This is a genomic window from Fibrella forsythiae (assembly GCF_017353175.1).
In the GTDB taxonomy this organism is placed as follows: domain Bacteria; phylum Bacteroidota; class Bacteroidia; order Cytophagales; family Spirosomataceae; genus Fibrella; species Fibrella forsythiae.
Map to the genome: position 1 here is coordinate 73,154 of NZ_JAFMYW010000012.1, position 16,650 is coordinate 89,803.

General features: G+C 55.4%; 13 protein-coding genes and 1 pseudogene. 6 read left to right on the forward strand and 8 right to left on the reverse strand.

Translation table 11 applies throughout. The features are described from left to right. The first annotated feature begins 66 nt into the window (after positions 1 to 66). From J2I46_RS28560 to J2I46_RS28570, 4 genes are all read left to right on the forward strand, one after another. Complete coding sequence (locus tag J2I46_RS28560; protein ID WP_207332522.1) at positions 67 to 8,250, forward strand: cellulose binding domain-containing protein; 8,184 nt, start codon at positions 67 to 69, stop codon at positions 8,248 to 8,250. Between the two features lie 126 nt (positions 8,251 to 8,376). Next, complete coding sequence (locus tag J2I46_RS33000; RefSeq protein ID WP_229380001.1) at positions 8,377 to 8,598, forward strand: cupin domain-containing protein; 222 nt, start codon at positions 8,377 to 8,379, stop codon at positions 8,596 to 8,598. 12 nt (positions 8,599 to 8,610) lie between these two features. Next, on the forward strand, positions 8,611 to 8,745 hold the full coding sequence (locus J2I46_RS33225; protein WP_262898066.1) for a hypothetical protein: 135 nt from the start codon (positions 8,611 to 8,613) through the stop codon (positions 8,743 to 8,745). Between the two features lie 245 nt (positions 8,746 to 8,990). Next, entirely contained in the window at positions 8,991 to 9,524 is a 534-nt protein-coding gene (locus J2I46_RS28570; protein WP_207332523.1) for a recombinase family protein, read from the forward strand. A gap of 179 nt (positions 9,525 to 9,703) precedes the next feature. Here the strand turns inward: J2I46_RS28570 and J2I46_RS28575 are convergent, their stop codons facing one another. The 7 genes from J2I46_RS28575 to J2I46_RS28595 form a co-directional block, all read right to left on the reverse strand. After that, a complete protein-coding gene (locus J2I46_RS28575; RefSeq protein WP_207332524.1) occupies positions 9,704 to 11,053 on the reverse strand; it encodes a sensor histidine kinase in 1,350 nt (449 codons plus the stop codon). 193 nt (positions 11,054 to 11,246) lie between these two features. After that, positions 11,247 to 11,615 (reverse strand): hypothetical protein, encoded by a 369-nt coding sequence (locus J2I46_RS33005; RefSeq protein WP_229380002.1) that lies wholly within the window; start codon positions 11,613 to 11,615, stop codon positions 11,247 to 11,249. A gap of 190 nt (positions 11,616 to 11,805) precedes the next feature. After that, positions 11,806 to 12,123: a hypothetical protein gene (locus J2I46_RS33010; protein WP_229380003.1), complete on the reverse strand. Its 318-nt coding sequence runs from the start codon at positions 12,121 to 12,123 to the stop codon at positions 11,806 to 11,808. After that, positions 12,120 to 12,593, reverse strand: a complete 474-nt coding sequence (locus J2I46_RS33015) for a PKD domain-containing protein (RefSeq protein WP_229380004.1) — start codon at positions 12,591 to 12,593, stop codon at positions 12,120 to 12,122. Before J2I46_RS33015 ends, J2I46_RS33010 begins: the two co-directional genes overlap by 4 nt. Before the next feature lie 30 nt (positions 12,594 to 12,623). After that, complete coding sequence (locus J2I46_RS28585; RefSeq protein ID WP_207332525.1) at positions 12,624 to 13,133, reverse strand: lipocalin-like domain-containing protein; 510 nt, start codon at positions 13,131 to 13,133, stop codon at positions 12,624 to 12,626. A gap of 165 nt (positions 13,134 to 13,298) precedes the next feature. After that, positions 13,299 to 13,514 carry a hypothetical protein gene (locus J2I46_RS28590; RefSeq protein ID WP_207332526.1) on the reverse strand — a complete coding sequence of 72 codons (216 nt, stop codon included), beginning with the start codon at positions 13,512 to 13,514 and terminating at the stop codon, positions 13,299 to 13,301. A 191-nt stretch (positions 13,515 to 13,705) separates the two neighbouring features. Then, complete coding sequence (locus J2I46_RS28595) at positions 13,706 to 14,623, reverse strand: porin family protein (protein ID WP_207332527.1); 918 nt, start codon at positions 14,621 to 14,623, stop codon at positions 13,706 to 13,708. Positions 14,624 to 14,693: 70 nt separating this feature from the next. Here J2I46_RS28595 and J2I46_RS28600 point away from each other — a divergent pair, with 70 nt between their 5' ends. Then, positions 14,694 to 14,858 carry a hypothetical protein gene (locus tag J2I46_RS28600; protein ID WP_207332528.1) on the forward strand — a complete coding sequence of 55 codons (165 nt, stop codon included), beginning with the start codon at positions 14,694 to 14,696 and terminating at the stop codon, positions 14,856 to 14,858. Positions 14,859 to 15,112: 254 nt separating this feature from the next. Here the strand turns inward: J2I46_RS28600 and J2I46_RS33600 are convergent. Beyond that, positions 15,113 to 15,274: pseudogene (locus J2I46_RS33600) on the reverse strand (cupin domain-containing protein); the annotation flags it as partial. A 353-nt stretch (positions 15,275 to 15,627) separates the two neighbouring features. Between J2I46_RS33600 and J2I46_RS28610 the strand changes: the two are divergent. Further along, positions 15,628 to 16,575 carry a hypothetical protein gene (locus J2I46_RS28610; RefSeq protein WP_207332530.1) on the forward strand — a complete coding sequence of 316 codons (948 nt, stop codon included), beginning with the start codon at positions 15,628 to 15,630 and terminating at the stop codon, positions 16,573 to 16,575. Positions 16,576 to 16,650: the final 75 nt, after the last annotated feature.

Consider the following 16,650-nt stretch of genomic DNA (forward strand, 5'->3'; position numbering starts at 1 on the left):
TGGCGACAGGCAGTCGCTCCGTATCCATACGAGACCTCTTCATCTAGCTACTTCTCTATCTTCTTTATGAACGCACGTTTACGTTTCTTCCAACGCATCACCGGCCTGCGGGTTGTTATACTGCTGATGGGGCTGCTCAGCCTAAGCCTGAAGACCCAGGCTCAGACAATTCGCTATGTTAGGCCAACTTCCAGCGGCAACGGTAGCGGCACTAGCTGGACCAACGCCAGTGGCAACTTGCAGGCCATGATCGATGCCAGCGCATCAAGCGATCAGGTGTGGGTAGCAGCCGGTATCTACAAACCGGGAGGTAGCGCCAACACCAATCGAAGCATCAGCTTTGTGATGAAGAACGGAGTGGCCATCTATGGCGGCTTTGTGGGCAACGAGACGCTCCTGACTCAGCGTCCAGTTATCAACCCGATCACTGGGCAGCCCTCTAGCACGACCCTCTCCGGGGAGATTGGTAGCGCCGGTACCACTGATAACAGTTACCACGTAGTCAACAACGATCAGACGGGTATTGACAATACGGCGGTGCTGGATGGATTTGTTATTACGGGGGGGAATGCTGCTGGGGAGAATGGTAATGCCAGAGCGGGTGGGGGTATGCTTAACGTACTGACCAGTCCAACAGTACGCAACTGTAGCTTCCAGGCCAATACTGCTACTACCAGTGGCGGGGGGATGTACAATGGTGATGCCAATCCCCGCTTGACCAACTGTAGCTTCCAGGCTAATATCGCTGTTGTTGGCGGGGGGATGTGTACTATTGGCGGTAATCCCATTCTGACCAATTGTGGCTTCCAGGCCAATACCGGTAATGACAGTGGCGGGGGGATGTACAATAGTGGTGCAAACGTCCGCCTGACCAACTGTAGCTTCCAGGCTAATACCGCCGGGATTGGCGGGGGAATAGACAATGAGGGCAGCAGTAGTTCTATCCTACTTAACTGTTCCTTCCAAAGCAACACGGCTAATAATGGGGGCGGACTCTTTACCAACCCCAGCAGCACTGCCAACCTGATCAACTGCTCTTTCCAGGGCAACTCGGCTAGCGATGGTGGTGCCGTTTATGCAGAGAATACCTGCTCGCTCACCAACTGTGTGCTGTTTGGCAATGGCGGCGCCAACACCCTGACTACGGCGGGCCGAGGAACAGTGACGCTGCGCTACAGCCTGATCGAGGCGTCGGAAACCGGTTATACCAATGGGGGAAGTAACCTGACCGCTACCGTCTCGCCCTTTGTGTCTACGACCTCCACCCAGCTTAACGGTTGTGCGCCCGCTATCGACGCCGGAAACCTCAGCGCGTACACGACGGCTGGTGGGCCAACTACCGATCTGGCGGGTAATCCCCGTTCCTATAACAGCGGGCCGATAGACATGGGAGCTTATGAGTTTCAGGCAGCTTCTGCAAATATTTCGCTCACCAATCCCACTATCAGAAGCGGCGAAGTGAACGTTTTCTTTAGTCAGCCCTTCAGCGCCTCTGGCGGGACATCGCCCCGCAGTTTCAGCGTGGCCAGCGGCAGCTTACCTGCCGGGCTGACCTTGTCAGCTGCGGGCGTCTTGTCGGGAACACCCACCCAAGACGGCAGCTTCACTATCACCGTACGGGCCACCGACGCCAACGGCTGTTCGGCGACGGGCAGTGCTTATGTGCTCACCATTGTGGACAACAGGCCCGTCATTGAGAACTATGCCGCCGTCAACCCCACGGTTTGTGCGGGCAATCCCCTCACGTTTACCGCCACGGTAAGCAACATATCGGGCAGCTACAACTTCACCCTGACCAACGGGATCTCCACTTCTTTCACCGGTACCAGGGTAGGGGCTAGCTTTAGCCAAAACTTGACATCTTCAGGTGATGGTACGCAGAGCTTTACGTTGACTATCAGTGATAATAGCCAATCGACACAGGTAGTCACCCAGGTAACGGTGAACCCACTGCCCATCGCCAGCCTGACCAGCAGTGGTCCCCTCAGTTGCACCAATGCCAGTGTGACGCTGACTGCTGCTGGCGGAACCTCTTACACCTTCACCCGGGGTGGAGTAGTGATTGGTACACCGGGCTCGTTGAGTACCGTGGAGGTAACCGAGTCAGGTACCTACTCGGTGCGGGTGGCCAGCGCCAGCGGCTGCGTCAGCACGACCAGTACCACCGTCACCAGTACTACGGCCACCGTTGCCGTTACCAACCCCACCACCAGAAGCGGAACGGTGAACGTGTTCTTCAGTCAGACCTTCAGCGCTTCGGGCGGGACAACTCCCCGCAGTTTCAGTGTGGCCAGCGGCACTTTGCCTACCGGGTTGACCTTGTCGGCTGCGGGCGTATTGTCGGGTACTCCCACCCAGGCCGGCAACTTCCCCATTACTGTACAGGTCACCGACGCCAACGGCTGTTCAGATACGGGCAGTGCTTACGTGCTAACGATCGTGGACAACAGACCCGCCATTGAGAATTTTGCCCCCGTCAACCCTACAGTTTGCGTGGGTGGGCTCGTCACCTTCACCGCCACGGTGGGCAACGTATCGGGCAGCTACAACTTCACCCTCACCAATGGCATCAACACACCTACCATTGGTGTCAAGGTAGCGAGCAACTTTAGTCAGAATGTGCTGGCTTCAGGGTCTGGCACCCAAAGTTTCAGCCTGATTATTACGGGTAATGGCCTATCTGCTCGGGCCACAACCGAAGTAACGGTGAGCCCGCTGCCCATGGCTGGCCTGAGCAACAGTGGTCCACTCAGCTGCACCAATACCAGTGTAACCTTGACTGCTACGGGGGGAAGCTCCTATACCTTTACTAACAATAACGGTGATGTACTGGCCGGAATGGGTAACACACGAACCGTTTCTATTGCGGGCACTTACCAGGTGCGGGTAGCCACCGCCAGTGGTTGCGTGAGCACGACCAGCACCACCGTTACCAGCACTACGGCCACCGTTTCGCTCACCAACCCCACCACCAGAAACGGATCGGTAAACGTGTTCTTCAGTCAGACCTTCAGCGCCTCGGGTGGAACGTCGCCCCGCAGTTTCAGTGTGGCTAGCGGCAGTTTGCCTACCGGGCTGACCTTGTCGGCTGCGGGCATCTTGTCGGGTATCCCCACCCAGAGCGGCAGCTTTACCATCACTGTGCAGGTCACCGACGCCAACGGTTGTTCGGCGACGGGCAGTGCTTACGTATTGACCATTGTGGACAACAGACCCACCATCAATGACTTCACGACGCTGGATAATACCGTCTGTGTGGGCAGTCCCATTGCCTTCGCGGCCACGGTGGGCAACGTGACGGGGAGTTATAACTTTACGGTAACCAATGGCAGCAGCACCACCACGGGTACGTCCGCCAGTACAAACTTCAGTCAGAATCTGATCGCTTCAGGCACGGGGAATCAAACCTTCACCCTGACCATCAATGACAACAGCCAGTTGGCCAGCGCCACTACCATTGTAACGGTCAACGCGCTACCAGTTGCTATCTTAACGCCTAACTTCGGGGGGACCTTAACCTGCGGACAGACCAGCCTGACCTTGACGAGTTCGGGCGGTACCCATTATGAGTTTGCCCGCCAGGGAGGGGGGGGGATCCTCGGTATGAGTGGTGCGATTCCGGATGGCGTATTGCGTGACGGCTTTGCCATCGTTAATGCCAGCGGTGTCTATTCGGTCACGGTTACTAACAGCAATACAGGCTGCAGGAGCACAGCAACGACCACCGTATACAGCAATACGGCTGTTATTACGGTCAGCAATCCGGCCACGGTTACTGGTACGCTGAACACCGCCTTTAATCAGACCTTTACCGCTTCGGGCGGAGTAGTACCCCGCAGTTTCTCCCTGGCCAGCGGTAGCTTGCCAACGGGTTTGAGTTTAAATACGGCCACAGGTGTCTTGTCGGGCACCCCCACCCAGACTGGTAACTTTCCGTTCACCGTACAGGCCACTGATGCCAACGGCTGTTTAGGCGTAAGTGCTATCTACACCCTGATGATCAATAGTGCTACGCCCACCCTGACTGGGTTTGCCGTTAGCCCCAGCCCGGTATGCGCGGGTAGTCCACTCAGCTTTACCGCTAGCGTAGGCAATTTCACGGGCAGCTACACGTACACGCTTACCAATGGCAGTAATCCGCTGACTGGAACGGCCAGTACCTCTACATTCAGTCAGCTACTGACGGCCAGCGGATCAGGCGTACAGACCTTTACGCTGACGGTGAGCAGCAGTGGCCAGCTAGCCAGGGCCACTACCCTGGCGACCGTCACCCAACCGGCTATCGCCAGCATCACCTACCCAGGTACGTTATACTGCACCCTCAGCAGTGAGGCACCCTCGCCCACCTTCACGGGGACCTCGGGTGGCTCTTACAGCAGCGTTCCATCCGGGCTTAGCCTGAACAGCACCACCGGTCAGTTCGTTACCAATACCAGTCAGCCGGGCAGTTACACCGTTAGCTATACCCTACCCCCTCAGGGAGGTTGTCCGGCCGTGGTGGCCACCGCCTCTTTGACCATCGCCAGTCCGCCAACGTTGGGCAGCATCCAGCTGACCCAACCCACCTGCGCTGTGCCCACAGGTACCATCAGTGTGAATGCTGCGCCTGCGCAAGGCACCATCGAGTATTCTAAAGATGGCATCACCTGGCAACTCAGCGGTGTGTTCAGTGGCCTGCTACCAGGCACTTACACCATACAGGCGCGGGTACAGAGCGCTGCCGCCTGCATCAGAACGATCAGCAACCTCACGATCGATCCGGTGCCTACCCGTACGGCCAGCATCAGCTATCCGGCCGGCCCCTACTGCCAGAACGCTTCGACGACCTACGCTCCCACCCGGAGCGGCCTTTCGGGCGGCAGTTTCAGCAGCAGCCCAGTGGGGCTGAGCATCAATAGCGGGGGTACGGTCTTCCCCATTTTTAGCCAGCCAGGCAGCTACACCGTCAGCTACACCCTACCCGCTCAGGAAAGCTGTCCGGCTGTAATAGCCACCGCCTCCATCACCATTACTGCGGCCCCCACTTTTGTCTTTGGCGGTGGCTTCCCGGGCGTGACTCAGCCTACCTGCGTCAACCCAACGGGGACTATCAGCCTGAGCGCCATCGGCAACGGTGCGGTCGAATACTCGCGCGATAACGGTGCCACCTGGCAGGCGTCAGGCATCTTTGCCAACCTACCGCCCAACCAGGCGTATACGATTCTGACTCAATCGGTGGCCTATCCAGGCTGTACCCGCAGCCTGAGCCTGTCCATCGACGCCGTCCCCCTTCCGCCGGTGGCCAGCATCCTGACCCCGGCCAGCAGCACGCTGAGCTGTACGACACCCAGCCTGAGCCTGACGGCCACGGGTGGGGGCACCTACCGCTGGAATGATAACACCAGCTCGCCCACCAAGGCGGTAAGCACCTCGGGTATCTACTCGGTGACGGTTACCTCACCTGGTGGCTGTACGGCGAGTGCCAGCGTGACGATTGACGCTAACCAGATAGTCCCTCAGGTGAGCATCAGCGCCTCTACTACCGTCCTCACCTGCGCCAATCCGTCGGCTACGTTGACGGCTACTGGGTCTGGCAGTGTTCGCTGGAATACCGGTTCAACCGCTAACCAAATTAGCGTGGGTGCATCCGGTATCTATTCAGCAACACTTACTTCGCCTAATGGCTGCACGGCTTCAGCTAGCGTGACGATCAACGCCAACCAGGCAGCCCCTCAGGTAAGCATCAGCGCGTCAAGTACCGTCCTGACTTGTGTCAGTCCAACAGTCACCTTAACGGCGGTGGGCACGGGCAGTGTTCGCTGGAACACGGGCTCGGCCGATAGCCAGATCACGATAGCTACGGCAGGACTGTATTCAGTAACGCTGACGGCTCCTGGTGGTTGTACGGCATCGGCCAGTGTAACGGTGAACGCGGATCAGACAGCCCCTCAGGTCGGTATTACAGCGTCCAGCACCGTCTTGACCTGCATTAATCCGTCGATTACCCTGACGGTTTCGGGATCTGGCTCAATTCGTTGGAGCACGGGCTCGACCGATAGACAGATTAACGTCAATACAGCGAGCGTTTACTCAGTGACCTTGACGGCTGCTAATGGATGCACGGCGAGCACTAGTGTAACAATCAATGCCAACACGACGCTCCCTCAGGTGAGCATCAGCGCCTCTACTACCGTCCTCACCTGCGCCAATCCGTCGGCTACGTTGACGGCCAATGGTACAGGAGCTGTTCGGTGGAGTACTGGATCGACCGATCCCCAAATTAGCGTGAATGCATCCGGTATCTATTCAGCAACACTTACTTCGCCTAATGGCTGCACGGCTTCAGCCAGTGTGACGATCAACGCCAACCAGACTGCCCCTCAAGTGAGCATCAGCGCGTCAAGTACCGTCCTGACTTGTGTCAGTCCGTCGGTTACCCTGACCGCTACTGGTACAGGCATTGTGCGCTGGAGCACGGGCTCAACGGAAAATCAGCTTAGCGTGAGTGTATCAGGTACGTACTCCGTAACCCTGGCCTCACCGGGGGGCTGCACAGCTTCGGCCAGTGTGACAATAGGGACTGATCAAACCGCCCCCCAGGTCAGTATCACGGCGTCCAGCACCGTCTTGACCTGCCTTAATCCGTCGATTACCCTGACGGCTTCGGGATCTGGCCCCTTTCGCTGGAGCACGGGTTCGACCCAGAATCAAATCACTGTTTCCACGGCAGGCTTGTATTCGGTGAAACTGACCGCTGTCAATGGCTGTACGGCAACGGCCTGGGTCAATGTCGAGAGCAGTACCACTCTGGGCGCGCCGACACTAGTCACTCAGAGTGGCCAAGCGAACATCACCGTAGAACTCAACAGCACTCCGGTTACTCTGCTGGCCAGTGGCTGCGCCGGTACCATCAGCTGGACGGGCTCTAACAACACGGGGGGTACGGGCACAACTATTTTAGTGCCCACTACCCAGCCCGGTACGCTAATCTATCAGGCGGTCTGCCAGCAAGGTAGCTGCACCAGTCCGCCAGCCAGCGTGACGGTAAACGTGGCTGCTCGCCCGGCCAGTAGCCTGATGGTGCTGCACCGGGATGTGGACAATTACGCTAACAACAATGCCATACAACCAATGATCCAACTCCTAAATACCAGCGCGGGATCGCTGACCCTGTCAGCCATCACCCTGCGCTACTACCTGACCGTTGAGGGCGCCGCCGCCCTGAGCAACCTCTCGATCAACTACGCTCAGGTGGGCAACCAGAACGTGCGGCTGCGCTACGTGCCCCTGAACCCGGCCCAACAGGGTGCTTCAGGCTATGTGGAGTACAGCTTCTCGCCCGACGCGGGCAGTCTGACCGCCGGGGCCAACTCAGGCAGCATCCAGAGTTACTTTGCCAAAAGCGACTATTCAGGTCTCAACGAACTGGACGACTACTCATATGCAGTCGTACGCGATCAACTGGTGGGCAACCCGCGCATCACGGCCTACTACAACGGGGCACTAATCTGGGGAGTAGAACCGGGTAATACCAACCCTTTCCGGGCGCTGCGAGCCCTGACCGAGAGCAAGAATGGCCCCTCGGCTACCCAGATCAGTACGTACCTGACTATTCGCAATGAGGGCAACGTACCTGTTAATTATAGTGAGCTGAAGGCACGGTATTATTTCACTTCCGATGGCCCTGAGCGGCTACTGGTAGAAGTCGACGAGGGGCAGGTAAGCACCCAACTCGTTGCCTTAAGTCCGGCCGTAGGTGGGGCCAACTACTACCTGGAGGTTCGCTTCAACCAAGGTGGTCAGTTAGCTCCGGGGGCCAGCACAAGCCAGATTCGTTACCGCATTAGTAAGCCCGATGGTGGCCGCTTTGATCAGGTCAATGACTACTCCTATCAGGAGCAGCCCGCCGAGCCGAGTTCCAACAACCGGGTGACGCTCTACGTGGGCACTGAGCGGGTATGGGGCGCTGATCCAGGTGGCGCAGCCCGACAGGCAGTGCCAGAGCAGATGCCTCAGCTGGAGGTGACGGTTATGGATAACCCCGTGCGGGGTGATGTGTTGTCTGTTGCCATCAAAGGGGCGGACTCCCAACCGTTGCACATTCAACTGGTCACCACTCAGGGAGGGGTAATTACCCGCCAACAAGTAGCCAGTGCTCAGGCCCAGGAGCGGCAGCAGCTGTCACTAGCGGGGCAAAGCGCAGGCGTGTACCTGCTGGATGTCAGCAGCCCAACTCAGCGCCGGACTATCCGGGTGCTGAAGGTTGACTAATCAGCCAAGGAGCGCTATCTAGATGAAGGGGAGATGACCATAACGGTCATCTCCCCTTCTCTATTGAGGGGCTGCTGGCAATACGTTGAGGAAACCAGAATGAGCAGTCAAGGCGTTGGACCTGGTATGAGCCCATTACCTAGCCTTGATATTGGCCAGCTGACGCGGGCCATCACGGCCAGCTATGCCAATTTTACCATAGCTACGGTCAATGATCACCTGGTGAGGGTGAGCGAGCGTATGACCCGGCACTACTTCCGGCACTATTACCTTAATTCAGATGAAACCTTTCTAGTCCTGGAAGGCGTCTTGATACTTGAGCTGGAAACAGAAACGGTTGAGGTATAGCCCGCACAGCTGATGGCGATTCCCGAAAACACGGTTCAACGGATCCGGTCTGTAGGCGAGCTGTTGGTGAACCTGACCTTCGAGCGGGAGTCGATTGAGAGGGTGCCGGTCGAACGCTGTCGCCACCCAACTAATAGTGGCCACTAGCCCTTCAAGGCTCTAAAGGAGGCGTTTGCTGGCTGGTTAAAGAAGTCCCTGAGAATCATCGCTGCGTCAACTCTAAACGCTGTCGATCTCTTTACATGAACGTCCGTTCTTATAACGTTATAAACACCCAGACTACCTTATCTTCGCCCGTGGAGCCCCTATCACCTAATGCCTTTCCAGAGATGGATAAGTGAAGGCATTAGGTGAAGTCCTCTCTCCCCTTCCGTCATTCCTCTATTTGAGATATGAAGTACGTTCCCTATTACCGGGTTTCCACCGCCAGTCAGGGTAAAAGCGGACTGGGCCTGTCGGCTCAACGTGAGATTGTCAACCGCTTCGTCAAACAGGGAGACGAACTTCTTGAAGAATTCGTCGAAATTGAATCGGGTAAGCGGGCAGATCGACCGCAGCTAGAGGCCGCCACTGCCTTCGCCAAACAACAGGGTGCCCGTCTTCTGATTGCCAAACTCGACCGGCTTAGCCGTAATGTCTCTTTCATCTTCTCATTACGTACTTCAGAAGTCGACTTCGTGGCCTGCGATATTCCCGATGCCAATACCTTAACTGTAGGCATCATGGCCGTACTAGCACAGCACGAACGGGAGCTCATCGGAGAACGTACCCGAGCGGCCTTGCAGGCTAAGAAAGCCCAGGGGTACAAATTGGGCACCCCTAACCTCACTCCTGCCATCAGTGAACTAGGTCGACAAATTCATCAAGCCAATGCCCGCACTCATCCGGCCTTTGTCGTTGGGGCGTGTTCCCAGGATGTGAGTTGAGTAAAAGGAGATGTTCACAAACGTAAGTATTTCAGAAAATATCTCATAGATACGGATACGCTAACTAACTGAAAAACAATAATTTAACTACTAGTTTTAAGCTGACAATCAGGTCGAATTATAGCCGGGAGAGGATGAGCCGGTATAAAAGTTGGGTGAAACGATAATGCTTTATTTCATTAACACACCGCAGGTACGTCTGCTAAAATAAGGGGTAGGCTAACCACAAACTGCCCTGACTGCTCTTGCACTAGGGGCCGTGGCTGGTTTAGCATCTGATACTTCGTATAAATGTTGGTCAGGCCAACGCCGTTGGAAATTACCCGGCCCGGCTTCCGCTGAATGTTATTCCGGACTTGCAACGTACCGCGCCCGTTGGTACGAATCTGGATGTGCAGGGGCTGTTCGGGCAGGGCAATGTTATGCTTGACCGCGTTCTCGACGAGCAATTGCAGCGTCAGCGGTGGTAGTTGGCAGTCGAGCAGATGGGGAGCTATCTGTGAGTCAATGAGGAGAGCGTTGCCGTGCCGGGTTTGCAGCAAATGCCCGTAGGATTTAATAAAATCCAGTTCGGCTCTCAGCGAAATCAGTATCCGGTCGTTGGAGCGAAGCAGGTAGCGGTACACGCTGCTCAGCTCGTCGAGAAAGCGGTTGGCGCGTTGCGGGTCTTTGTCGTCGATGAGAGCACTAAGTGAGTTGAGGCTGTTGAACAGAAAGTGCGGGTTGACCTGCGCCTGCAAACCCCGAATCTGTATCTCGACCTTCTCCTGTTCAAGCCGTTGCTGCGTTAATTCGGCCTCAAGTTGATCGCGATGGTGGCGTTCCCGTTCCCGCACCAGTTCCTGCTCGACCATCGCGCTCCGAATGGAAGCGCGCCGTTGGCGGTAACTGAGGCCAAGCGAAAAACAGATTAGTTCGGCAATGATACCCGCCTGCATGTAGGTGAGCGACACCCGCCAGAACGGGCCGTTCCAGTCTTCGCCAGGCCGGTCCATCGATAAAAACATGGCCGTCAACCCCCCAATCAGCAAAAATGCCGTGCCGATAGCATAAGCCCGCGACACAACATCGCCCAGTTTACCCATCTGCCAGATGCCGTATACACCCAAAACAGCCATTGCCAGCCGCATGGCCACAAACGAGGTTTCGTAGAGGGCCAGCGGAACAGGAGCCGAGTAACAGATAACGGACTGCGTCAGAACGTACAGCAACAGGCCAATCTGGGTACTCTTGAGTTGGCGGTAGAACCGGGGGACGCGGTGGCGCAGGTCGAGGATGGCGTCGGCAAAATCGAAGTAGACGTAGTAAGCCCCCATCGGCGCGACGGCCCGTACAAACAAGTTCGTTTCTAACGACACCCAATCGCGGAAGGTGTAGACGCGCAAGCCGAAGTAGCACAGCCACGCCAGCATGTAACCGGTGTAGAATCCATAACTCCGGTCGCGGTAGGTCAACCACTGCACTATGTTGAGTAGAAGAATAGACAGGATCATTCCCGTAAAGACCGCGCACCAGAGCTGGAAAGACATAGCGTTACGAGTTTCAGGGGCGTTGCCGACACGCACGTCAGCAACGCCCTCTATACTTATTTATCAGTCAGTTCATTAGCTAATGCATTGTTGTCAAATGTATTTGCGGTACTGAGATCGGAATTATTGGACGATCCATAGCCAATGAATACACCATGACCACCGCTGCCGCTAATGCGCGCTTTCGTGACGTTTATGGTGGAGTGGGGTCCCCAAACCGCGATATTGGCTTTCCTGCCCGAACAATCGAACTACTGCCTGCTTCATTAACTTCAGTGTTTTCCAGCTCATTTTCAGCGTCCGGCGAGTAACTGATGATTCCACGACAATAAGCAGACGTACGATCAGCACTGGTAAAGATCACTTTTGCGTGAGTGTACCTTTGGGTTTCGTTAATTTGAATCAGCGCATCGCGGTTCATTTCCATAATTACACCCGGTGCCAGTTTGAAGCCTGTGGCAATCCCTAGCACGCCATTGATCCGGTAAGTGGTTTTGTCAGCAAAGCCTGCCCAAACCAATTCATTTTTACCAGTGATGGGTGATGGCGTTACCTCGACCACATTGCGTTCGTTGTTAAGTCCATTACCGGCGGTGAAGGTCGAGGCCGCATCTAACTTCGGTACGTTCAGGGCATCAAGTAAAATACCGGCTCGTTATTGGCCGAAAAGTCGTTTTGACTGAACTCGCGGAGAATGCCTCCCTCATACACATAGATTCCGTACCCGTCATTCTTAGTGAACAAACAGTTTTTTATTGACTGATCTGCGCTTTGCTGCTGCCAGCTACAAAGAGTGCCGCTTTGGTGGTGCTGTAAGCTGTCCGATTACCTGTATTCCTCACCTCTACGTATTCCATGGTATTGGCGTTGCTGCCGGAATAAAGGGTAAGACGCGCCCAAAACCCTTTGCTATTCTGAACACCAATCAGTTTAATTCTCTGATGATGGGTGCCTTTGACCATCAATACGCCCTCACCATCAGTGATCGTCATCCGGACATCGCGCTCGAACGCAATAACAACACCGGGGTTAATGGTTAACTCGTGAGTGACGTCGATGGTCTTTGTCACGATGTAATCCGGTCAAGGAGCGTAGTCTTAACGATGATGTTAGTGATAATGGCCAGAGGCTCGGCCGCCGAGGCCGTCACCACCACCCGGTCGGTACTTTTACCGTTGGCACTAGACACGGTCAACTCGAATTCGTACTCACCTACTTCGTCGATTTTAACCGTAGGTTTAAGCGAGGCCGAATAGAAGAGAGTGGCCGTACTTTTGGCGGGTTTGCGGAGAATGGTCCACTGGTAGGTCAGGGGATTTCCGTCACTATCGGCGGAGGCCGATGCATCGAGAGTAATTGTCTGGCCAACCTGTACCGACTGATCCGGACCGGCTTTGGCTGTAGCGGTACCGGCTGGTGTTATTTCGATTTCCATTTCGCAGCCTGTTAACATCAGTAGGAAAGCCAGCAGTAATAGCAATGACCCGGTTGACGGAATCAAAACGCGGTTATTCAGGGGAATAGCAATATTCGTTTTCATGGGAAGGTGGCCGATTTGCTGTTTACAGGTTTAGACCGCTTTCCAGGTCAGCAGCGCCGTCATCGTATGGCCGTCTTCGGTCATAGTCATCTTGACTTTCATAGTTTTGGCCGAAGCTTCCACCACATCCATTTCGCTCACTTCTTTACTTTCACCGTCGATAATTCGAAGTCTTTTGGTACCGTTGTCGTAAGTCCAGGTGTCAGGCTTAGACGGGTTGGGGTCCACATCGTCGTCGCAACGTTGCTTGCCAAAATCGCCCAACATTTTGCCGGTTTTCTCAAACACAATGGTATTATCGAGGTCGCAGGGGCGCATGAAGCGCATCAGGTCGGAGTCAGGTTTGCCATCTTCGTCGAGGTCCATCGGTGGAGTCAGTTCAAAGGCCGCCATCTGGAAACGGACATTCATGAATGAGGCGACAATACTCGGTTCAGTCGGGTCGGGTGTTACTACATCGCTGTCTTTTTTGCAGGAGGTGGTCAGAGCGATCATGCCGAACAAAGCGGCACAGAGGCGGAGATTGCATACACGTGTCATTTGATCTGTTATTTAGAGCCTTTGGTTGATTTGAGAAAAATGTCGTATTCAACTGTTCAAAATTGGCTCTACGTGGCTTAGCGGCTATTTTGTTTTCGGCTGAAGCTTCATCTCAACCCGATGAACCCACCCAAACAGCAGTTGACTTGGTCGCGATGGTGATGTTTAGGCTTTTGTACGGACTATGGTTGCCGCAAATCTTGACGTATTTAGTAGCCAAAGCCGAGCTGGTACGAGCGGCAGGTTGGTGAGCTGCTGACGCAAACCAGCCTGAAGCCACTGCCGTACCCACAATACATCATCGCTGAGCCGGACACCAACGACCTCGTCGCGCTGGGTCAGTAGATCGCGAATGCCTTTGGCGACTGTTTTACCTGCCATTCGGCTACTTTGCTGAAGCAGGACAGGTATATACCGAGAAGACCGGAGGCTACTACGGCGGCGTATCGAGCTGAAAGATGAAAGAGGTAAGCCAATTTAAAGCAGCCTGTTGTTGAGTAGTAACAAACGAACGTCACCTATGCTGTCCTAGTAGAGCGTAGGTGACGTTTGTATACTGAGTGGACAATGACTTAGCGGCCACCCAGCGGGATCAGGTAGGCGACCGAGAGCTTGCCGTTTTGCAGGCTGACGTTGGCTTGATCTGTGACCAAATACGTACCCCTCGCCTCGATGTGCAGGCTACCCGGCCCGGCTTTCAGCGCAACACCCAGGCCCAGCGAACCGCCGTAGTTAAGCCGCCCGTCGTTTGGGCCAATCTCCATATCGGCTTCGCCCGATTCGCCTGCTTCTTTAAATGAGATCTTGCCGCCCAGCAGGTACGTTGCCGTTGGGCCAGCATTGATAAAGAAGCGCGTGTTGGTTTGGCCAAACGTGTATTTCAACATTAGCGGCACTTCAACCGTGTTAGTTTTTAGTTGCAGGTAATCGGACCCGGCGGCAAGTTTGAAACCATATTGCGAGTACAAAATTTCGGGCTGAATCGTGAACGCGCGTTTGCCAATGCTGAACACGACGCCCGCATGGAAGCCCATTGCGGACTCTACCTTCGCACCACCAAGGTCGGCCTCGGAAAGACCGGTAGCGGTTGACCCGCTGCCACCAACGCGGAATCCAACACGTAAACCACTCTCGCCATTACCAATTGACTTGGCCTCAACGCGCGGGGCGGGTTTGGCAGCGCGGGTGGCTTTCGCAGGTTTTGCCGACGCCGCCACGATGGGCTGTTCAGTAGCTTTCGGCGGCGTTGGTTCAGGGGCCGGGGTCGCTACAGGTGTGGCAGGTACGTTGGCTGTGGTATGGACCGATTCGGCGGGTTTGGCCGTCATCATGGTGTTTGACGTCGCCGGGCGCGTCCCCAACCGGCTAGTCGATGGGCCAGCGGCGGAGCGATGGGCCGAGGTGGTCGGTTTTCGAACCGATGATTTTGACTGGGCTGATAAGCTCAGCGGAAGCACTGCCAAAGCGAGAAAAGTAACGATCTGTTTCATTTGAGAAAGTGCAAAAAGGCGATTTGTTGTTTACTATTCTGAGTGTTCATTGGATTGGTCTGCGATGACCATGACAAAGTTGAGAGCTTCTACTTCACTACCCAGCTACGTACTGTGTGAGTCGTCGGAAGTGATGTATGAACCGGGAAAACTGGCATACCAACAGGAATTGGTTGATGCTGGTGTATGGCTGAAGCGTGACAATAAACCGGCATCAGCCGATTCCTATAGTTGATCCGTCGAATCTGGCAGTTTGGCGGAGATAATCTCGGCTGCGTAGGGCAACTAGCCTGGATTTACCGAAGCAACTAGATAACACATACGCATGAACACACTAGCTGTCCGCGCGCCGGGTGTGTTCTATGGTCTGGCTATCAGTGCCGTACCGTCAATATTGATCCAGCAGGCCCGATGATGGGCACAGTGCATCCGTAGGTAGTGCGGTGGTAAAAACGGATTTGGCAGCAGCGTGGTTACCTCGGACTGGTGGCAGCTTTTCTTGGGCATACAGCTGTAGTCGCCCGCACTGGCCGTACAGACATGTTCGCCGATGGTGAACCGGACCGACCCTTCGAGTGTATAGAACGGTTCGTCTCCGCGGGCATGAGTGTGGGCACTTGGTTTGCGGCAGGGTTGCAGGCTTATGGCCACTTGTGCGTAGCGCCCCCGGTTTGGCTCCCGTATGATTAGGGCGGTGACGAGCGAGCCAGAAACCAGAGCGTTTTACCAGGCGATGTGACTGGTTCGGAAACGGTTACTATTTCCGTATTCATAATCTTTTAGGCCTGAAAACATGGCTTAAAGCCGGATCTCCAGGCTGACAAAGAAAAGACGCGTCGGCCTGATCCCGATCGTATTAATCTGATTGATGAACTGTCGTTTTGAGTCATTAAAGCGGCTTTGTGATGCTTCATCAATCTATACTTCCGGTTCATCGGGCCTTGTCTATACTACCGCTGGGTTGCGCGCCAATTTTGGTAAAACGAACAGTAAACAACAACCCCATGGCCAAGCCCCTTATTTACCTTGCCCTCGTGGCCGCGCTCGCTGCTTCGCTGGTAGCCCTGCGCCCCGCCGACGTACTGACCGACACTGGCGTTACGATGGCCAACATCGAACAGGCCGCCCTTGTCAATCTTAAAGCTGACGGCTCATTATATGTCGAACCCTCCGCCCTCATGCGCCGGATGGCCCGGCGTATCCCTACCGACGTGCAAGCCGCCACTGTGCGGGCACTCGGCAAGGTGGTACGTACCTACGTAGAGTCTGACGCGTTCAGGCAGGCCTACCGGCAGTCGCTGAGTGCAGAACACAACGTCGATGAGACCTACAGCGATGAAAAAATTGCCCGTCGCGAGGCTGAAGTGGGCATGGTTGATGAGACAGTTGACGCTCAGACCGTCGCCCTCCGCCAAACGATGAGCGCCGTAGACCCGGCTATGTTCTACACCATGTTCAAGGCGCAGGTGCCGCAACTGGAAGCACAAGCCGCAGCCGCCACCAGCACCGAACGTACCCAGCTCACACAAGAGGTAGCCGACCTGAAGCGGATGCTCGCAGCCAACGCCGGCAAGCCCGCCGAGTTCAAGAAGCAGTATGTGGCCTACCAGGAACAGCGGCTCCGCAAAGGCGGTAAGCAGTACGAGGCAAACGCCAGCCAGGAACTCGCTGCTGCCAAAATTCACAACGCGGAATACCGTAAACAGAAAGCTGCCCTCGACGCTGCCAGCGATGTGCGCTCACCGCTTCGGAAACAACTCCGGGCCTTCGTTGCTCTCTGCGATGAGGTTGATTTCGGAGCACAGCTCTACGCTAGCGGTTCGAAACAGCACTTCGTGAACCCAGCCTACGAGCGCAAGCCCGACGCGTGGAAGTTGCTTTTCCGTATGGGCAAAGTTCCGACGATTGCCGCCCGTCAGTTCGCGCAGGAGTGGCTGACCGCGTTACCATGATCTCGGGCAGTACCACACCCCACCCGACAATAGAAACCCGAACATAAACCACAAAAATCTAGTAACTACTCATCA